General features: G+C 35.4%; 23 protein-coding genes and 1 pseudogene. 19 read left to right on the top strand and 5 right to left on the bottom strand.

Annotated features, from left to right (window positions below; genetic code table 11):
• Nucleotides 1-126 precede the first annotated feature (126 nt).
• The 4 genes from M1D60_RS21250 to M1D60_RS21235 all read left to right on the top strand — a co-directional run bounded on the left by M1D60_RS21250 (nt 127) and on the right by M1D60_RS21235 (nt 2,922).
• The gene (locus M1D60_RS21250) at nt 127-813 is read left to right on the top strand and encodes a SurA N-terminal domain-containing protein (RefSeq protein WP_456276801.1); all 687 of its coding nucleotides are present in this window, start codon (nt 127-129) and stop codon (nt 811-813) included.
• Nucleotides 814-1,138: 325 nt separating this feature from the next.
• A complete protein-coding gene (locus tag M1D60_RS21245; RefSeq protein WP_456276800.1) occupies nt 1,139-1,339 on the top strand; it encodes a hypothetical protein in 201 nt (66 codons plus the stop codon).
• A gap of 180 nt (nt 1,340-1,519) precedes the next feature.
• Nucleotides 1,520-1,765, top strand: a complete 246-nt coding sequence (locus M1D60_RS21240; RefSeq protein ID WP_456276799.1) for a CotD family spore coat protein — start codon at nt 1,520-1,522, stop codon at nt 1,763-1,765.
• Nucleotides 1,766-1,992: 227 nt separating this feature from the next.
• Complete coding sequence (locus M1D60_RS21235; protein WP_456276798.1) at nt 1,993-2,922, top strand: manganese-dependent inorganic pyrophosphatase; 930 nt, start codon at nt 1,993-1,995, stop codon at nt 2,920-2,922.
• Nucleotides 2,923-3,063: 141 nt separating this feature from the next.
• Here M1D60_RS21235 and M1D60_RS21230 read toward each other — a convergent pair whose 3' ends face one another.
• The gene (locus M1D60_RS21230) at nt 3,064-4,908 is read right to left on the bottom strand and encodes a PAS domain S-box protein (RefSeq protein WP_456276797.1); all 1,845 of its coding nucleotides are present in this window, start codon (nt 4,906-4,908) and stop codon (nt 3,064-3,066) included.
• Between the two features lie 345 nt (nt 4,909-5,253).
• On the opposite strand from M1D60_RS21230, the gene M1D60_RS21225 reads away from it, so the two are divergent.
• The 3 genes from M1D60_RS21225 (at nt 5,254) to M1D60_RS21215 (ending at nt 8,036) form a co-directional block, all read left to right on the top strand.
• Nucleotides 5,254-6,486, top strand: coding sequence for a DUF5667 domain-containing protein (locus M1D60_RS21225; protein ID WP_456276796.1), 1,233 nt, complete (start codon nt 5,254-5,256; stop codon nt 6,484-6,486).
• A gap of 107 nt (nt 6,487-6,593) precedes the next feature.
• Complete coding sequence (locus M1D60_RS21220) at nt 6,594-7,790, top strand: alanyl-tRNA editing protein (RefSeq protein WP_456276795.1); 1,197 nt, start codon at nt 6,594-6,596, stop codon at nt 7,788-7,790.
• Nucleotides 7,791-7,895: 105 nt separating this feature from the next.
• Nucleotides 7,896-8,036 carry a hypothetical protein gene (locus M1D60_RS21215; protein ID WP_456276794.1) on the top strand — a complete coding sequence of 47 codons (141 nt, stop codon included), beginning with the start codon at nt 7,896-7,898 and terminating at the stop codon, nt 8,034-8,036.
• 72 nt (nt 8,037-8,108) lie between these two features.
• On the opposite strand, the gene M1D60_RS21210 is transcribed toward M1D60_RS21215, so the two are convergent.
• Nucleotides 8,109-8,345, bottom strand: a complete 237-nt coding sequence (locus tag M1D60_RS21210) for a helix-turn-helix domain-containing protein (RefSeq protein WP_456276793.1) — start codon at nt 8,343-8,345, stop codon at nt 8,109-8,111.
• A gap of 257 nt (nt 8,346-8,602) precedes the next feature.
• Here M1D60_RS21210 and M1D60_RS21205 point away from each other — a divergent pair, with 257 nt between their 5' ends.
• The 9 genes from M1D60_RS21205 (at nt 8,603) to M1D60_RS21165 (ending at nt 13,883) form a co-directional block, all read left to right on the top strand.
• The gene (locus M1D60_RS21205; protein ID WP_456276792.1) at nt 8,603-8,725 is read left to right on the top strand and encodes a hypothetical protein; all 123 of its coding nucleotides are present in this window, start codon (nt 8,603-8,605) and stop codon (nt 8,723-8,725) included.
• A gap of 80 nt (nt 8,726-8,805) precedes the next feature.
• Complete coding sequence (locus tag M1D60_RS21200) at nt 8,806-9,594, top strand: TIGR00266 family protein (protein WP_456276791.1); 789 nt, start codon at nt 8,806-8,808, stop codon at nt 9,592-9,594.
• 246 nt (nt 9,595-9,840) lie between these two features.
• Nucleotides 9,841-9,975, top strand: a complete 135-nt coding sequence (locus tag M1D60_RS21195) for an FbpB family small basic protein (protein WP_456276790.1) — start codon at nt 9,841-9,843, stop codon at nt 9,973-9,975.
• Nucleotides 9,976-9,998: 23 nt separating this feature from the next.
• Nucleotides 9,999-10,385 carry a sporulation protein gene (locus tag M1D60_RS21190; protein WP_456276789.1) on the top strand — a complete coding sequence of 129 codons (387 nt, stop codon included), beginning with the start codon at nt 9,999-10,001 and terminating at the stop codon, nt 10,383-10,385.
• A 68-nt stretch (nt 10,386-10,453) separates the two neighbouring features.
• Nucleotides 10,454-11,224 carry a TerC family protein gene (locus M1D60_RS21185; protein ID WP_456276788.1) on the top strand — a complete coding sequence of 257 codons (771 nt, stop codon included), beginning with the start codon at nt 10,454-10,456 and terminating at the stop codon, nt 11,222-11,224.
• A gap of 210 nt (nt 11,225-11,434) precedes the next feature.
• Complete coding sequence (locus tag M1D60_RS21180; RefSeq protein ID WP_456276787.1) at nt 11,435-12,757, top strand: polysaccharide biosynthesis protein; 1,323 nt, start codon at nt 11,435-11,437, stop codon at nt 12,755-12,757.
• 46 nt (nt 12,758-12,803) lie between these two features.
• Nucleotides 12,804-13,001, top strand: coding sequence for a hypothetical protein (locus M1D60_RS21175; RefSeq protein ID WP_456276786.1), 198 nt, complete (start codon nt 12,804-12,806; stop codon nt 12,999-13,001).
• A 3-nt stretch (nt 13,002-13,004) separates the two neighbouring features.
• The gene (locus tag M1D60_RS21170; RefSeq protein WP_456276785.1) at nt 13,005-13,343 is read left to right on the top strand and encodes a redoxin domain-containing protein; all 339 of its coding nucleotides are present in this window, start codon (nt 13,005-13,007) and stop codon (nt 13,341-13,343) included.
• 168 nt (nt 13,344-13,511) lie between these two features.
• Entirely contained in the window at nt 13,512-13,883 is a 372-nt protein-coding gene (locus M1D60_RS21165; RefSeq protein WP_456276784.1) for a DnaJ family domain-containing protein, read from the top strand.
• A gap of 94 nt (nt 13,884-13,977) precedes the next feature.
• On the opposite strand, the gene M1D60_RS21160 is transcribed toward M1D60_RS21165, so the two are convergent.
• On the bottom strand, nt 13,978-14,124 hold the full coding sequence (locus M1D60_RS21160; protein ID WP_456276783.1) for a hypothetical protein: 147 nt from the start codon (nt 14,122-14,124) through the stop codon (nt 13,978-13,980).
• A 141-nt stretch (nt 14,125-14,265) separates the two neighbouring features.
• Here M1D60_RS21160 and M1D60_RS21155 point away from each other — a divergent pair, with 141 nt between their 5' ends.
• A complete protein-coding gene (locus M1D60_RS21155; protein ID WP_456276782.1) occupies nt 14,266-14,868 on the top strand; it encodes a DUF2087 domain-containing protein in 603 nt (200 codons plus the stop codon).
• A gap of 106 nt (nt 14,869-14,974) precedes the next feature.
• Nucleotides 14,975-15,958: an HD-GYP domain-containing protein gene (locus tag M1D60_RS21150; protein ID WP_456276781.1), complete on the top strand. Its 984-nt coding sequence runs from the start codon at nt 14,975-14,977 to the stop codon at nt 15,956-15,958.
• 45 nt (nt 15,959-16,003) lie between these two features.
• On the opposite strand, the gene M1D60_RS21145 is transcribed toward M1D60_RS21150, so the two are convergent.
• Nucleotides 16,004-16,225: a DUF1128 domain-containing protein gene (locus tag M1D60_RS21145; protein WP_456276780.1), complete on the bottom strand. Its 222-nt coding sequence runs from the start codon at nt 16,223-16,225 to the stop codon at nt 16,004-16,006.
• A 340-nt stretch (nt 16,226-16,565) separates the two neighbouring features.
• Here M1D60_RS21145 and M1D60_RS21140 point away from each other — a divergent pair.
• Nucleotides 16,566-17,398: pseudogene (locus tag M1D60_RS21140) on the top strand (YihY/virulence factor BrkB family protein).
• Nucleotides 17,399-17,622: 224 nt separating this feature from the next.
• Here the strand turns inward: M1D60_RS21140 and M1D60_RS21135 are convergent.
• Nucleotides 17,623-17,775 (bottom strand): BH0509 family protein, encoded by a 153-nt coding sequence (locus M1D60_RS21135; protein WP_456276779.1) that lies wholly within the window; start codon nt 17,773-17,775, stop codon nt 17,623-17,625.
• Nucleotides 17,776-17,884 lie beyond the last annotated feature (109 nt).

Genomic DNA, 17,884 nt, shown 5'->3' with positions numbered 1-17,884 from the left:
GTCATCACCCGATTTTTGTCGAAAAGCTTTTTATGTCAATCCTGTAACAGGTAGGGTTTTGGCTATTATTCTTTATACAAGTTATGTTAGAATGGTGGACGAGCAAATGGAAAGGAATGATAGCAAATGAAGCAACGATTTCTAGTAATGATGTTAGCTCTAACCTGCCTAATGATATTAGGTGCTTGTAATAATGATAGCGAAAGTAATGAAACAACAGAAAATACAGAAGAAGGTAAAGTACTGGCAACAGTAAATGGAGAAGAAATTCTTCAGTCTGAATATGATTTATTATTTGAAGATACTAAAGCATCTTATGCTCAGCAGGGAGTCGATATTGAGACCCTTGATGATACGATGAAAGAACAGCTGAAAACTCAAATTTTAGATCAACTTATAAATACGGAGCTTCTTTTACAGCAGGCTAAAAACGAAGGTGTTGAGGCTGAAGAAGCAACGGTAAATGAGCAATTCGATGAAATGAAGGCGCAATTTGAGGATGAAGAGAAATTTACTCAAGCACTTGAGGAAAATAATCTAACTGAAGCAAGCTTGAAAGCAAGAATTAAAGACGAATTACAAATCACCTCATATTTAGAAACATCAATGGGTGAAATCACCGTTTCTGACGAAGAAGTTAATGCGGTTTATGATCAATATAAACAAGCAATGGAATCACAGGAGCAAGAAGTACAAGAACTTGATGTAATTAAAGCTCAGTTAGAACAACAAGCAATTTTAGAAAAGAGACAAGAAAAGATCAGTGAAATTATCGAACAGCTTAGAAATGATAATGAGATCGAAGTACTATAATCGATAACACCAAGCTCCTCGGCTACGAGGGGCTTTTTAATTTGGCCTGTTAAAGTACAATGTTAATTTTTAGCAGAGTTGATTGTAGTGGAAGGATGCGAGACTCCTGCGGGAGCAGCGTGACAGGTGAGACCCCGGAAGCGAAGCTGAGGAGGCTCACCGCACGCCCCGCGGAAAGCGAGTGTCCTGTAACGAAAATCAACACCATGATTTAACACAGCCTTTTATTCATTCCATAAGGAGTATGTTGGTAAAAATGGAGATTAAATAATTCTATCAATCTGTCGAAATATGTTAAAATAGGCATGAAGGGTAGGTGGAACTTTTGAACTATGAACTTATCGTAATGTTAGGTGCATTGCTAATGGCATTCGGTCTTATGACATTAATCTGGTCACATCTTAATGAAGCAGATGAGAAAAGAGCAGGCTCCTATTTACCGTTTTTCCCTGGCTTATTTACTCTTGGTGGGCTTTTAATGGTTTTAGTAGGTTTCCTTAGCCCATTGCTACTTAATGGCCATTAAAAATATAATTCATGAGAAACTCTGATTATAGGATCAGGGTTTTTTGTTTTGTTTGTTTTTTCTATAAAGTGGTAAGAAACCAGCAACGATTAGGCTTTTAGAAATAAGATAGATGTCTATTCCTTTATGATTCACTTTACATATGATATTACGTAATCATAAAAAAAGGAGGAAGAGTGTATGTCATTTTGCAGAAAGCCTGTACGTCCAGTAGTTTATCCAACGCAAGTAAATCCGGTAAATACAGCAAACGTAGTGAAGGTACCACATATTCATCCTTCTCACACCGTTTTTAATCACCATCAAAAATTTGTTCATGTTCATTATTACCCTCATACTACTTCGGCTCAGAATTTTGTTACACATCAACATGTTCATGCTCCAGGACCTGGACCACTGGGACCTGTACGCCGTCCATTCTGGTAAGAGTACAAAAAGGAAAGCGATAAGCTTTCCTTTTTTAATGCCTGGCAACAATATTTCCGAAAAGAGCCTATACAACCTATACGGACATATAGATATTTATAGTCATTTTTTGATATACTGACTTATGGAATATGCTCATTTTGTAATTGGTTGTTTTACTAAAATTCATGTCAACAAAAACAGCCTTATAATTAGATGATTGATTACATAGTAAAAGGAGTTTGAATATGGAAAAGGTACTTATTTTTGGACACAAAAACCCTGACACAGATTCAATTTGTTCAGCAATTGCCTATGCGGAGCTCAAGAAGGCTTTAGGACAAGAGGTTGAGCCAGTACGGTTAGGTGCGATTAATGAGGAAACTCAATTTGCACTTAATTACTTTAATGCTGATGCACCTCGGCTTGTTGAAACGGTAGCGAATGAAGTAAATGGAGTTATACTAGTTGACCACAATGAGCGTCAACAAAGTGCTAATGATCTTGACCAAGTAAGAGTGCTAGAAGTAATTGATCATCACCGAATTGCAAACTTTGAAACAAGTGATCCTTTATATTTCCGTGCAGAGCCTGTAGGATGTACAGCTACTATCCTTAACAAGCTATACAAGGAAAAAGGGGTGACCATACGTAAGGAGATTGCGGGACTTATGTTATCTGCAATTATCTCAGATTCCTTGTTGTTTAAGTCACCAACTTGTACAGAAGAAGATATTGCAGCAGCACGTGAGCTTACTGCAATAGCAGGGGTTGATGTAGATCAATATGGTCTTGATATGCTGAAAGCAGGAGCCAACTTAAGTGATAAAACTGTACAGGAACTGATATCATTAGATTCGAAGGAATTTGAAATGGGAAGCTATAAGGTCGAAATCGCACAGGTTAATGCGGTTGATACAAATGATGTTTTAGCACGTAAAGCTGAAATTGTAGAAGCATTAACTGGGGTTATTCATGCAAAAGGACTAGACTTATTTTTATTAGTTGTCACTGATATTTTAACAAATGATTCGGTTGGTTTAGCATTAGGTGAAAAGACTTCCGCTGTTGAAGAAGCATTTAACGTGAAGTTAGTAGATCAAACTGCGACACTAAAAGGTGTTGTTTCAAGGAAAAAACAGGTAGTACCAGTATTAACAAATACGTTAGCGAAATAAAAAAATGGATCCATTTTGGATCCATTTTTTTAGTAAGGATTATATATTTAGTGCAAAAGAAATTATAAAGTTTAGAATGTATAGGATTAGTAAAATGATTGCTATTTGATATAGAGACTTAGGTTCGAGGTCCACAGTGAGTTAAATTGTAACAGGTAGGATGATTTCAATAATTGTACCTTTTGGGTCACTCCAAATGTAAAAATTCCCATTATGGTTTTCAATAATTTGTTTAGAAATCATAATTCCTAAGCCAGTACCATTTTCCTTTGTTGTGAAAAACGGCTCACCGATTCTCTTTAATAGATGCTCTGGTATTCCACATCCATTATCCTTAAATAATAACTTAATTTTTGAAGTACCATGACTTCTAACCTCGAGTGTAATCTCCCCATTTTTTTCAAGGGCTTCAATAGAATTTTTAAGGATATTGATGAAGACCTGTTTTAACTGATTCTTATCAGCTTTTAAAGCTAGTTTTTTATAATCATAATGCGTCCTTATTTGAATCCCCTTCATATTAGCTTCTGTTTCAATCAAGGTTTTGATATCTTCTACAAGCCTAATGAGCTCAATATTAGCAACCTTCAGCTCCTGTGGTTTAGAGAGGACTAATAACTCATTTAAAATAAGTTCAATTCTATCTATTTCTGCATTGATGATTTCGTAATATTTTTTATTCGTATCGGATTCAGATTGCATTAGCTGATGAAAGCCTTTTATAGCAGTAAGCGGATTTCTTACTTCATGCGCAATACCAGCCGCTAGTTTTCCAGCTGTTGCTAGCTTTTCAGAATGGAGAATGAGCTCTTGGGTTTTTCTTTTTTCTTCTACACTTCTGATGATGACATGATTGGCAGGTTGATTCTCAAAAATTGTTGGAATTCCCATAATTTCAACTTCAACCGTTGATCCATCTAATCGAAATAGCTTATATTCTGTAAATTGAGTAGCCGAACCAGATTTAACAATGTTAATTCTCCTGAAGGCAAGCTCTATGTAGTCCGAATGTACAAAATCACTTATCTTTCTTTGATAAATTTCTTCTTTTGATTGTGCACCAAGTAGCTTCATTCCAGTGTCGTTAATAAATAATATCTCATTTCCTCGAACGACCATTACGGCATCTGGTGAATACTCAACAAGGTTACGATAGGTTTCTTCTCTTCCTTTTAGTTCAAGTTCAGCTTTTTTCTGTTCGGATATGTCACGAATGGTACAAACAACTTCCGTCACTTCGCTTGTTGTCTCACTTAAAATGGGCTTGCAAAGGGCTTCAACCCAAACGTAGCCTTGATGCTTATTCAGCATCTTAAACAACTCTCTACTATTTTTTCTTTGCTTTAGAATGTCATCACGGAACTTTTCTACTCTATTAGCATCATAATTATGAATTAAGGTTGATATGTTTTTACCAACTAATTCACTAGCCGTATAGTTTAGTATCTTTTCGCATGCCGGAGAAATATAGAGAATCTCCCCATTTGTAGTAGCTCGGATAATTATATCTAAAGAATGTTCTGTAACAATCTGGAATATTTCTTGATCCCTTTTGTATTTTTCCCGTTGACGTTTAAAATGGGTAACATCCTTCACAGCCCAAGCTATTCCAACCATTTCACTGTTTCTACAAAGAGGTATATTGGAAATATTTAGGTTGATGTTCCCCCCTGACTTCTTAATAAAGCTGCAGTCAAAATTTTTAAACTCTCCTTTTATGGAACGCGAAAAATAAAGTTCTATTTCATTTTGATCATCTTTAGATAGTAATTGATTATATGTAAGTCGTGTTAATTCTTCTTCTGTATATCCGGAGAGCTCTTGAAAAGCAGTATTTGCCTTAACGAAGAAGCCTTGTAAATCTAGTATAAATAATGCATCCATATTTGAGTTATAAAGTTTTTCATACTTAGGTAAAATCTCTTCAATATGCTGTTGTAAGAGGACACGTTTTTCATCATGATTTATAGTATTTGAACTGCTCATCTCTTTCTAATCAGTCCCTTTCCCCGTCAAACTATCATTGGCCAAGCCAATTTTCCCTTAGCAGCGTCTACGGTGTTCCAACGATATTTATTATATTGGTAAACTACAAGATCTACTGTTTGTCAATACTCCCTACTCTTACTATCTACTCCTATTGTAGTAACCAATTGTAAAATAAGCAATAATTTCCTTTTAATTAACAGTAAATTTTTTAGAATTTTCAAACAGTTAACGAGTAATCTTCTTAAAATTTCAAAAAATTATAATAGGGACATAAAAGTAAAAGAACTGTCGAAACATTTAGCAGCCAGAAAAATACATTAACCATCAAAGGGAGAGAAATGAATGAAAAGTACTAATAAACTTATTACTCTATTAACTAGTGGAGCCTTAGCGACTACTTTAGTTTTTGCAAGTGGAACCACTCATGCGTCTGCTAATACTGAAGTGACGGATCCGGTTGTAAATGAAGAGACATCAACAGATTCAACAGAACTGACTACAGTTCCTGTCACAGAAGAGACAACAGACGCTACAGTAACATCACCAGAAGTAGGGTCAACTGAAGACGGTGAGGATGAACAAAAAGAAAAACTTTCCTTAATTCCTGGAGATTTCTTTTATTTCGTTAAACTAATGGCTGAAAAAATTAGATTAGCTGTAACTTTTGATGAATATAAGGAAGCAGCCCTGTTAGCAGAATTTGCAGCTGAACGGATTAAAGAGGCAAATGCCTTAATTGCTGATGGCAAGTCAGAGGAAGCGGAGGAGCTACTACAAGAAGCTATTACTACTCAAGAACTAGCAGAGGAAAAGCTACCTGAAGTGGAACTAGAAGATGAGGGTAAGGAACCAACTGAATCAACAGAGAATGTAATTCAAACAGAAACAAAAGAAGAGGAAGAAACTCTGCCGACTGTTGATCTAGTTCAAGGAAAGCTTGCAGCTAATATAGATGCTTTGTTAATGGCTTTAGAGAAGGTTGAAAATCCAAAAGCACAAGAAGCACTTGCAAAGAACATCCAAAAGTCATTTGAAAAATTAAATAAAAAATTAGGTAAGAGAAATGAAAAGGTAGAAAAGATTGAAGCAAAAATACTTGAAATCCAAACTAAGCTTAACGAAGGGAAACTTTCCCAGGAAGAGGCTGAAGAGGAAATGGAAGAGCTTCAAGAAGAGCTTGAAGAAAGTAATGAAGAAGTGGTAGAGGAAGTTGAAGAAGAAATTGAAGAGATAGAAGAAGAAATCACTGAAGCTACAGAAGAAGATGATCATGAAGAAACGGAAGAAAATCTTAAAAGTGAAGTAGCTAAAAAAGCAGCAGAGGAAAAACGTGAAACTGCAAAGAAAGAAGCAGAAGAGAAGCGTGAAGCTGCAAAGAAAGAAGCAGAAGAAAAACGTAAAGCGGCTAAGAAGGCAGCAGAAGAAAAGCGTGAAGCTGCTAAAAAAGCAGCAGAGGAAAATCGTCAAAAGGGTAAGAAAGATAAGGATGACGAAGAAGAAGATGATGATGATGAAAATGAAGAAGATCAAGATGATCAAGAAGATCAAGAAGATCAAGATGATGATCAAGAATAGCAAAAGGGACCCTGTCAATAGGGTCTCTATTTTTGTGATTCATCATTTCTCTTTCAACATGGAATTAGTTAAACTAGTAATAGTAATTGGAGAAATGAGGTAAAGTGATGAAAGAAAATAAGCTATATTATCAGGATGCATACATAACTGAATTTACTGCAAATGTTATAAGTCAAAACCAGGATGAGGCTGGGAATTGGTATGTAATTCTCAATCAAACTGCTTTCTATCCTACAGGGGGTGGACAACCTAATGATATGGGCTTTCTAAATAGTAGCCCTGTCTTGAATGTAGAAGAAGTAAATGGGGAAATCCGTCACTATCTGAATTTAAGAATGGAAAATCATCAAGGAACGATAAAGGGACGAGTTGACTGGAATAGACGTTATGACCATATGCAACAGCATGCAGGTCAACATATTTTATCTGCTGCTTTTGTTGAGGTAACAGGCTATGAAACCGTTAGCTTCCATTTAGGGAAGGACATTCTAACTATTGATCTTGATACTGAAGAGCTTAGTCTAGAAGAGGTGGAGAAAGTTGAGGAGCTAGCTAATGCAATTATCTTAGAAAACCGACGAATCGAAATAAAATGGGTAACAGAAGGTGAAATTGAACAGTACCCCTTAAGGAAAAAAACCTCCGTAACAGAAAATATTAGACTGGTGATCATACCTGATTTTGATTATAACGGCTGTGGAGGAACGCATCCTATATCGACTGGCGAGGTAGCATCAATTAAAATTTTGGATTGGGAGCGTCAAAAAAGTAAAACACGTGTCCAATTTGTATGCGGGAATCGAGTAAGGAAGCAGCTTCATCAAAAAAACCAGGTCCTTAAAGAAGTAGGAAAGATGATTAGTTCTTCCGAGCAATTAATGGTAGAGACTATTCAAAATTTACTTTTGAGAAACGGTGAACTTGATCGAACAATCAAAGAGATGAAGGATAAGTTAACGGAATATGAAGTAAGTGAGCTCTTGAAGAATAAGCAAGACTCAGGAATTATTGCTTATGTTTTTCAAAATCGAAGTATTCAAGAGCTTCAGCAAATGGCTAAAATGTTAACTTCTGCTGATCAGGGAGTTATTGCACTTCTTGTGACAGAGAACGATGATCGACTTCAACTTGTTTTTTCTTCTGGTGAAAACACGAATGTAAAAATGAATGTTCTTATCAGGGAAGTACTTCCGTACATTAACGGAAAAGGTGGCGGGAATGAGCGATTATCACAAGGTGGAGGTGAAAATATGATCTCAGGAAAAGAGTTAATTGATAAGAGTATAAAAATAATGAGTGAGTAGGAGTAATCAAAATACCCCCAGATAAACTAATCCTTTTGCGAAGTGTATAGAAGACAGGACCTTGCAAAAGCAGGTGCTTGGTAGCATCAATGGGGAGGATAATACATGAAAAGCCTTTTTAAAGATATTGATAAGATGCTTGAAGCAACTAGAGAGATTGAGAAAGAGCTAGTAGAAAAGGAACGCCTATTTACGATTGATATAGATGCACTCTTAGATTCCACACAGGATTTAGTAAAAAGCTAGTTTAGGCTAGCTTTTTTATTTTGGCTAAACTAAAGAAAAATGGCTTTTATTCAATAGATTATGGCAGCAATTTTATATAAAAGGTGTCATGCCTTTTCCGATTTCTTCAACTAAAAATGTTATATAAGAAATCTGGTCATCATTCAAACGGAACTTCTCTTTTACTTTATTCTCTAAATTATCTGTAATTCTTCTTTTCCCTAGTTCTACCAAGGCAATGAGGGAATAACTGCAATTAATGGCTTTTGCAAATTCTCGTTGGGTCATATTATAGTGCACACGAATGGACTTAATCATTTCCTTTTCCATAAAATCCCACCTCGAATAAAGTACTAAATTAAACATAATGCATTTTCGTTTATTTTAAAATATGAAATTTATTAAAACCTCCATTTTTGTCCAACTTTATTAATTGTTGTATACACAATGTTCAATATTTTAGATGGACACCTTTGAAAATTGATACCGTCACTTTATCCTTTATCATACGGAATATTTTCCAAAAATTTGAAACAATTAATCAGTTTTTTTCGTCTAATATAAAAAATCTGAGTGGAGTGGTTTTCATGAAGCCTAAAAACCAAGAACAACCTAAATGGTTACACCTGGTACATATTATTTTATCGATTTTATTATTTGGTGGGATTTTGGTAACCATGTTAGTTTATTTTATTCTTAACGCAAGCTAGAAAGGAATTTTTGAAACTAATTAGATAATTCATTCGTATATGATTTTGTAGATAAAATTTGAACAAAAGGATGGGGCATAATGAAAAATTCACACGAGATTGAATTTAAGCTTTATGGTGATGATATGCAATTTGTTGAGATTGAATTGGATCCTGAAGAGAGTGCAATTGCGGAAGCAGGAGCAATGATGATGATGGAGGATGGTGTTGATCTTGAAACTATCTTCGGAGATGGGACCTCTCAAAGTAAAGGATTACTTGGCAAGCTTGTAGGGGCAGGAAAACGAATTGTTACGGGTGAGAGTTTATTTATGACGGTTTTCACTAACAAAGGATATGGTAAAAAGCATATCTCTTTTGCTGCTCCATACCCTGGGAAAATTATACCAATGGATTTGAGTGAGTTAGATGGTAAGGTCATTTGTCAAAAAGATTCTTTTCTTTGTGCGGCAAAAGGGGTTTCGATTGGAATTGATTTTCAGCGAAAGCTAGGAGCAGGCTTTTTTGGTGGTGAAGGGTTTATCATGCAGAAATTAGAAGGTGATGGTCTAGCCTTTCTTCATGCAGGAGGAACTATTTATAGAAAGGACTTACAACCAGGAGAAAAGCTACGTATTGATACAGGGTGTTTAGTTGCAATGACGCGACATGTTGACTATGACATCGAATATGTTGGTAAGGTGAAAACAGCTCTTTTCGGAGGAGAGGGCCTGTTCTTTGCGACAGTCAAAGGTCCTGGAACAGTATGGGTACAATCGCTTCCATTCAGCCGATTGGCTGATCGAATTTATGCGAATGCTCCACAAGGTGGAGGTCGCTCTACTGGTGAAGGAGGAATTTTAGGAAGTTTTCTAAATGGAGATAATTAATAAATTGCCTATTGACTTCTGGCTATAATCTTATAGAATAAGGATATCAAAAACGAATAGATCTCCTAAAGGGGAGTAGCTTTTACATTATAGTCGTCATTTCAGGGTACAAATCCCTCGGCTATAGTGGCAACGTACGTTGTTAGCAAGACCTTTACCAATCGTAAAGGTCTTTTATTTATTTTTCTTAGACCTTTACCGATTCCGGTAGAGGTCTTTTGTTTGTAAGGGAAAAGAGGGATGAAAGTGAATCGAATCAAAAACGTAAAAAAAGAGCGACTTTCTTTTAGAGATTTAATTTTAAAGAATAAAGAAGAGATACTAAAGTCAAGAGAAGAACTTGAAAAAATAGAAAAGAAAATTGAAGAAAAAAGAACCTAATAAATACGAAAGGGAGAGAAGAAATGCTGTTAAGGAAATATATGTCCTTACTAGGAATTGGCTCAGCAAAGGTTGATTTAGTTCTTGAAAAAACAGAGGCGAAGCTTGGAGAAAGTATAAGTGGAGCAATTTATATAAATGGTGGAACCATTGAACAGCAAATCAAAAGAATTGAATGTGATTTGGTCAAAACTGACAAGGTACAAGAAGAAGTAGTAGAAACGACAACTATCTTAACCAGTAATAGTATTGACTCTGAGGATCAGAGGGAGATTCCGTTTTCTTTCTATATTCCACTTGATATACACCCTTCGTCAGAAGGTTTAACCTACCGTTTTAAAACGAGACTCGTCTTCCAAGAAGGCGCAAAAAGCCTAGACCAAGATATCATCACGATATTGGCAAACTAGGTAAGGAATAACAAGTATAACAAAACCTAATAAAACTAAGAGTAATGGTATGAGGAGGTTATTATGGAATGGAGTTATCAATATTATTTGAATACGGTTGGGTTCTCCTATTATTAATAGCATTAGAAGGATTACTTGCTGCTGATAATGCGTTAGTACTAGCTATTATGGTTAAGCATTTACCTGAGGAAGAAAGAAAAAGAGCATTATTTTACGGCTTAGCGGGTGCCTTTGTATTTAGATTTGCATCCCTTTTTGCGATTTCCTTCCTCGTTGATGTGTGGCAAGTTCAGGCGCTTGGGGCCCTTTATTTACTGTTTATTGCAATTAACCATATTACCAGAAAATTGATTGTTAAGAAAACACCAAAACAAGAAAAAGAAAAGAAGAAATCAGGTTTTTGGATGACTGTATTGAAAGTAGAATTAGCGGATATTGCATTTGCGATTGATTCTATTTTAGCGGCTGTCGCGTTAGCTGTGACTTTACCGAATACTAATCTTCCGACAATTGGTGGGCTTGATGGTGGGAAGTTCCTAGTCATTTTTGCGGGTGGGTTAATTGGGTTAATCATTATGAGATTTGCGGCAAACTACTTTGTACGTCTATTACAGTCTCGTCCAGGATTAGAGATTGCAGCATTTATGATTGTAGGTTGGGTAGGTGTAAAGCTTGCTGTTTATACTCTGTCACACCCAGAATTAGGAGTTCTACCATATACGTTTGCTAAATCACCAGAATGGAAAATAAGCTTCTATGTTGTGTTAATTCTAATTGCAGTGGGTGGATGGTTCTTATCAGGTAAAAAGAAGCCTGAGGTAGAAAAACAAGCATCTTAAACAAAATAAATGTATAAATTTACATGAACCTGGCAATCATGGAGAATGTAAGGTATTCCCCCTTATTATATATTTCAGCGATTCACTAGAAACTCTAGTGGATCATTTTTTTTTGTTGAAATTATGGTTTTCTTTTCTTTCATAGATATTCTAAGGTCTTGTCTCATATGTATATAGTACAAAACATGTGAGGACAAGGAGACTTAGTACATGAATACGTTTTTAAAGGGATTAATTTTTCTTGTGATAGCAGCTTTCATCGGTGAATGTGTTGAGTTTTTTATAAACCTAGTACTTGCAAGGCAGCTAGGTGAACATGGTATGGGTTTATATATGACCATTTTGCCTTCCATTTTTCTGGTCGTCATTCTAGCAAGTTTAGAGCTACCCATTTCCATTTCAAAATTTATTGCAGAGAAAAAAGAGCAATATCACCAAAGTATGATGAAACATGCTGCAAGGTTTGTCATTAAGCTGATGTTTGTGTTTATTGCAATTGGTATTTTTATTGTGCCGAATGTACCCATATTTGCACTTTATCATCCCATGGTAAAATGGTTGTTTATTGCGTTGATTCCGATTGTTGCGTTTACCTCCTTAACTAGGGGTTATTTTATGGGCAAGCAAGATATGAGTAAAATTGCCCTTTCTAATTTTATGAGAAAAGCAGTGCAATTACTGTTATTAGTTGTTATTTATCAGTTGTTTTCATTTGACCTCAATACCGCCATTCTAATTGCGCTTTGCACATTTATAGGTAGCGAGCTTGTCGTCTGTATCTATTTATTACATGCATTCTATATACAATGGCAGGTTGTTAAACAAGGGAAATATACCGTTCTTACGAAAAAAGAGGTTCATAAGAATTTGCTGTCCGTCTCTCTACCTACTACAGGAATGAGACTATTTCATGCATTAACGCATGCATATCAGCCCTTTCTTATAAAGGCAGCATTATTGCGCTCTGGAGTAACAGAAGAGATGGCAACAGAACAATTTGGATTAATGACGGGGGTTGCTATGAGTATCGGGTTTTTCCCTGCCTTTATTGCTCATTCTTTATTGATTGCCCTCATTCCAACCGTCTCAGAGGCTTACGAGAAGAAGGAATTTGGTAGACTACAGAAAATACTACAGCAGGTGATTCTAATCACGGCATTATATGGGATTCCGGCGGTTTGTTTGTTTTATTTCTTTGCGGAACCGCTAACCCATATATTCTTCCAATCATCATCTGCTACTCTTTATTTGCAGATTTTATGGCCTTATTTCTTGCTTCATTTTTTTGTTATTCCAATGCAAGCCTATTTAATTGGGTTAGGTCTTGTAAAGGATGCCTTTTTCCATTCAGTTTGGGCAACAGTCTTTCAATTTATTTTAATGTACCTTTTAGGCTCGACACACTTGCAAATGCAAGGAGTTATTATCGGAATGAATTTTGGGGCCATGTTAATCATGATGCTTCACTATTTAACGATATGTCAACGAATTGGAATATCAGTGTGGTTAAGGGAACCTATAAAAAAATACTAATATCGTGAAGTGTAATTATTAGGAAAGACACTTAATTAAGGATATAATGGGAGCAAAAAGAGCTGGGGTGATTAATCTGAAAAAACTATATGCATGTATACTTAGTGTTTGTTTTCTATTATTAGCTGCTTGCGGAAACCCATCAATAGATGAATCCATTACCTTGCAAAATCAAACTGGTGAAGAGGTTACTTTCCCGTCTGATAAGCCTGTTGTGTTCTTTTTTATGACAACCTATACCTGAACATTGTGTCAACAGCAGCTGGTTCAGCTGCATGAAAACCTTGAACAATTTAGGGATCTAGGTGTTAACTTGTACATTGTCAGTGCGGATCAACCTGCACAGCAAAAAGAGTTATATAATGCATTAGCAGAAAGTTATGATGATGTTGTAACATTCATTGCTGACCCGGAATTGGTTTTAATCGATAATATGGGTATGAAAAACAATGAGGTTGCTTACCGAGGTTACGCAATTTTAGACCAGGAAGGCAATGTGGTCTTAACTAAACAAAATGATCATTGGGGAGAGCAATTAGATCAAACCTTTGAAGACATTTCTGAAGAATTGCAGAATATAAAATAATGTAACACGTAAAAGCTAAAAAGGATTCTATTCTTTTTAGTTTTTTTATGTACAAAACGTTATAAGTGATTTTTCCAAAAGAATTCAAAAAACTGTAAGAAATTAGGTTGTGATTTTACGGTATACTAGAGATATAACTGAAATCTAATAGAGAAGAGGTAGGAAAGAATGGACTTTTCTTATGTGGCCTCAGAGGATAAGATTCGTAAAGCATATGAAGATGGAGAGTTTAAAGCTCTTCCTGGTTTAGGTAAGCCACTAGTGTTAGAAGATTTATCTGCTATTCCACAGGAGCTTCGGATGGCTTATAAAATGTTAAAAAACGGTGGTTATGATCCAGAAGAGGTAAAGCTAAAGAGTGAGATTAAAACGATTGAGGATTTAATTGAGGTTAGTAAGGATGAACATCAAATTGGTCTGTTTAGAAAACAGCTTAATGAAAAAACAATCCGCTTAAATAGTATCATTAAGAAACGTCAAATCAATAATTCCTCTGCATTCAAGGATTATGGGAATAAAATATACGATCGGTTAAAGTAGAAAAAAGGCCCTGAGGGTCAAACCAATTATATAGTCTAAAACAGCTACCCTCTAGTGGTAGCTGTTTTTTAATAGGTTGGAAAGTAAAGGTTCGTTATTTATCATCAACATCCTTAGGAAGCGGATCAATTGTTTCTGCATCCTCCGAGTGAACCCCAATTCGAATAACATATAGAAATACGCCAATCCCTAATAAAAGCATGACGAATAATCCAATTAAAGTAAGCCATAACTGAACCATTTGAATCCCCCCTTAATCACTTATATGCACACAATCCGACATACTGAACGAAAATTAACACGATACTACTAATTGACAAATACAACTAATTTAATTATCATCTAATTAGATATATATATAATTAGGTGATGGGGAGATATCATGCAACTATCAAGGGTCGTAAAATTTTATAAGGTATTAGCAGATCCTACACGGATTAAAATGATTTTATTATTAGCAAAGGGACAGTTAAATGGTCAGGAACTTGCCGATCATTTGAATATTTCAACCCCAACCGTAACCCATCATGCTAATAAACTAAGAGAAGTTAGTCTGCTTAAACAGCGTCGAGAAAAGAATACGATTTATTTTTCTTTAGATGAAAAGACAATAGAGCAAAGTAATCATGCCATTATGAAATTAATTGAACAAGCTAAGGGTGAGGTGGGAGAAGAAATGTTAACTGAAGAGCAACTAAAGGTAAGAGATACAGTCATTCAAAACTTTATTACAAAGGATGGGAAGATTAAACAAATCCCTTCACAGCTGAAGAAAAAGGTTATCATCTTAGAATGGTTAGTTGGGAAATTAGAGAAGGGAAAGAAATATCAGGAAATAGAAATCAATCAATTTATCAAGCAATTTCATGAAGATTTTGCTACAATAAGAAGAGAGTTTATTATGCACCAATTTATGTACCGTGAAGAATCAGTATATGAACTGAACCCAAAAGAATTATGGACAAAATGGGAAAAACTTTCATAAATGTGTAGGACTAGGACTTTAAAAAGACCTAGTTTTTTTGGTTACTTATATAAAGTGGTACAATCATACTAGGTAGTTATCCCAAAGAGCAAAAGGAGTAACTCGCGTGAGATTAATAAGTATTTCAGAATATGACCATAAGAAGATGCAGTTAGCAAAACCTATATACGACCGCCAAAAACGGATTTTGTTAGCAGCTGGACGTTCGATTCATCCCAAATATTTAGAGAGACTAGAGGATATGGATATCCGATATTTATTTGTAGAGGATGCTGTTTCTGAAGGAATCACATTAGATGAGATGGTCGATATGCCAACCTGGATGGATGCAATTGAAGTGGTTCAAAAAGAATTTCAATCAGCAGAATTAAAAAAAGGATTAGAAATAAAGGAGTTAAAGCAAATCGTAAAAAAGCTTCTAGAGGAAGTAGAAAAACGAAAAGCAATTATTCTTATTCCAACAACTTCTATTGCGGAGGATTTACGAAAATTTGCACATGCTGTAAATGTAACCTTACTAGCCCTGCAGGTATCAAAAAAGCTAACTATTAATAAATTGCAGTTAAAAGACTTAGCAATAGGTTCTTTACTACATGATATTGGTAAAGCAATTACTTCTAATGATGAGCTTCACCCGCAGCAAGGTTTTGAGTATTTGCGGAAAGAAAGAGAGATCAGTCTTTTATCAGCACATGTTGCCTACCAGCATCATGAACAGCTAGACGGACAAGGCTTTCCAAGAGGAATTACCGGGAAAGAATTTCATGACTTTGCACAGATATGTGGAATCTGTAACTTGTATGAAAATATGATTTCAAAAGAAAATATTCCCCCCCATATGGCGATGGAATTAATTATGACCAAAAGTGGTAGTGGTTTTAGCCCTGAAATTGTACAGGCTTTTATTAATAGTATCCCTAGTTATACACCTGGGACAAAGGTACTTCTTAATAATGGCAAGGAAGCCATTGTGACTAAAATTCATTCTCTCATGCAGCGACCGATTGTTAGATACTTGGACAATAATGAAGAGGTATCGCTTGAACAGGACTATACGCTAATGATTACGGGCATGCTCACAGCAGAGTAAAAAAAGAAGCTTTCCACCTATTGTGGAGAAGCTTCTTTTTGATTTCTACTTTTTTAAATTACCTAATTCTTCAGCAATGGCTTGCATTTCACTAATTGAAAAAGTAGGTTTACTTTTTACTAGCATGTATATATCCTTTAATTCCTCATAAGCTTCTTCACTAAAATGGGATGATTTTAGTACACCCATATTTAGTACTTTCAGCTTTTGCATTATTTCGTTCACCATAAACTCAATATTTTCAGTGCTCTTTACAGTTAAATCCATATGAATACCTCCTAATTTTATCTATGTACTTTTTCTTATTGTATCACGAAAAAAGGTAATAGCTTAAAGGAGCAAAAAAAATAGGATGGATGACAGATTGTCTACATATAGTTTATTACTGCACAAAGGAGGTAAACTAAATTAAAGGCTGTTTTCATATAGTTTAGTTAGATTGTTGCTTTGCGTAAATATCCTATAAGACGGATTTTCACCTTAGTATCAAAATGGTGCTGTACAAAAAGGGAGTTGCTCTTTTCTAATAATACTTAATTTACTTATAAGACTGTTGGTACAGCTAAGAAAAGAGTCAAATAAAAAGAGAGGAAGAGGAGATGCAAAGATGCTAAAAATTATAGATCCATCAGGTCTAAAGGATCTATTCAAAAGATTCCAACGAGATGAAGTAGCTGGCTTGTCGGCAGAATTAGCCTATTTCTTCTTATTATCACTTTTTCCGTTTCTGATTTTCTTGGTTACATTAGTAGGGTACCTTCCGATTAATCAAGAAATGGTGTTTGGATTTTTAGAGCAATATGCCCCGGGGGAAGCAATGGCTTTAATTGAAAATACCTTGAGTGGAATTATTACACAACATAACGGAGGGCTTTTATCATTTGGTATCATCGCTACCATATGGTCTGCCTCAAATGGACTTAATGCCGTCATTCGTGCCTTTAATCGAGCGTACGATGTGAAGGAAACTAGATCATTTATCGTAGCTCGTTTAATGTCAATACTATTAACTTTAGCTATGATTATTGTCATCATTATTGCGTTATTATTGCCTGTGTTTGGGAGACAAATTGGAGTGTTTATCTTTTCAGCGCTTGGTTTGTCCGATACGTTTTTACTTGTCTGGAATGCTGCAAGGTGGGTAATTAGCTTTTTATTTTACTAATTGTATTTAGTTGTCTTTATTATTTTGCACCTAATAAGCATTTACACTGGAAGGAAGTCTTTACTGGTGCTTCTTTTGCCACTGTAGGATGGATCGTAGTTTCTTATGCTTTCTCCTATTATGTCGGGAACTTTGGTAACTATTCTGCTACATACGGAAGCTTAGGTGGAATCATTGTATTAATGATTTGGTTTTATTTAACCGGTATGATCATCCTGCTTGGAGGCGAAATCAACGCCATAATTAATTGTAAGCGTGAAAAGAAGCTTACATGATATTTCCTCCTCTAGAATTCAGCTACTCGGAAACAATAGTAAGGAAGGCAACAAGCCTTTACTTCGTATTTTAGGGGGATTTATCATGAGCAAAAAGAAAAAACGAAAAAATGATCATCATAAGGGAAATAGCCCTAAGCATAAAACAAGTAGTAGTGCCAACGGCCATAACAACTATCATTGAAAAAAGGGACCAGCAACTGGTCCCTTTTTTTTTGATAAGGTTATTCCTGAATACGTTCGAGCTCAAATTGGTAGTAAGCACTATCGTAAATATGCTCAATCTCTACATCAGTCATATAAAGTAACATCCCCTCAGAAATTCCTTTTGTTCTTTGAATGAATTCAATCATGTTTTTTCGTTCTTGACGACTCATTTTTATAATCCTCCTTCACTGTTTTAATACAGTTATTGTTTTTGTTAATATTATTATATAACAGTATAATTTGAATGTGCAATACTGTTTTTCAAAATTCTGAAAAATA

Source organism: Bacillus sp. AK128, assembly GCF_053903075.1.
This window is presented reverse-complemented; position numbering and strand designations above follow the sequence as displayed.

Bases quoted from the DNA above. Each gene is read 5' to 3' on its own strand.
- M1D60_RS21155 (WP_456276782.1), top strand. From the start codon at position 14,266: ATGCAACTATCAAGGGTCGTAAAATTTTATAAGGTATTAGCAGATCCT.
- M1D60_RS21230 (WP_456276797.1), bottom strand. From the start codon at position 4,908: ATGAGCAGTTCAAATACTATAAATCATGATGAAAAACGTGTCCTCTTA.
- M1D60_RS21250 (WP_456276801.1), top strand. From the start codon at position 127: ATGAAGCAACGATTTCTAGTAATGATGTTAGCTCTAACCTGCCTAATG.
- M1D60_RS21215 (WP_456276794.1), top strand. From the start codon at position 7,896: ATGAAAAGCCTTTTTAAAGATATTGATAAGATGCTTGAAGCAACTAGA.
- M1D60_RS21165 (WP_456276784.1), top strand. From the start codon at position 13,512: ATGGACTTTTCTTATGTGGCCTCAGAGGATAAGATTCGTAAAGCATAT.
- M1D60_RS21175 (WP_456276786.1), top strand. From the start codon at position 12,804: ATGGGAGCAAAAAGAGCTGGGGTGATTAATCTGAAAAAACTATATGCA.
- M1D60_RS21135 (WP_456276779.1), bottom strand. From the start codon at position 17,775: ATGAGTCGTCAAGAACGAAAAAACATGATTGAATTCATTCAAAGAACA.
- M1D60_RS21145 (WP_456276780.1), bottom strand. From the start codon at position 16,225: ATGGATTTAACTGTAAAGAGCACTGAAAATATTGAGTTTATGGTGAAC.
- M1D60_RS21185 (WP_456276788.1), top strand. From the start codon at position 10,454: ATGGAGTTATCAATATTATTTGAATACGGTTGGGTTCTCCTATTATTA.
- M1D60_RS21220 (WP_456276795.1), top strand. From the start codon at position 6,594: ATGAAAGAAAATAAGCTATATTATCAGGATGCATACATAACTGAATTT.
- M1D60_RS21180 (WP_456276787.1), top strand. From the start codon at position 11,435: ATGAATACGTTTTTAAAGGGATTAATTTTTCTTGTGATAGCAGCTTTC.
- M1D60_RS21160 (WP_456276783.1), bottom strand. From the start codon at position 14,124: ATGGTTCAGTTATGGCTTACTTTAATTGGATTATTCGTCATGCTTTTA.
- M1D60_RS21210 (WP_456276793.1), bottom strand. From the start codon at position 8,345: ATGGAAAAGGAAATGATTAAGTCCATTCGTGTGCACTATAATATGACC.
- M1D60_RS21190 (WP_456276789.1), top strand. From the start codon at position 9,999: ATGCTGTTAAGGAAATATATGTCCTTACTAGGAATTGGCTCAGCAAAG.
- M1D60_RS21240 (WP_456276799.1), top strand. From the start codon at position 1,520: ATGTCATTTTGCAGAAAGCCTGTACGTCCAGTAGTTTATCCAACGCAA.
- M1D60_RS21225 (WP_456276796.1), top strand. From the start codon at position 5,254: ATGAAAAGTACTAATAAACTTATTACTCTATTAACTAGTGGAGCCTTA.
- M1D60_RS21200 (WP_456276791.1), top strand. From the start codon at position 8,806: ATGAAAAATTCACACGAGATTGAATTTAAGCTTTATGGTGATGATATG.
- M1D60_RS21205 (WP_456276792.1), top strand. From the start codon at position 8,603: ATGAAGCCTAAAAACCAAGAACAACCTAAATGGTTACACCTGGTACAT.
- M1D60_RS21235 (WP_456276798.1), top strand. From the start codon at position 1,993: ATGGAAAAGGTACTTATTTTTGGACACAAAAACCCTGACACAGATTCA.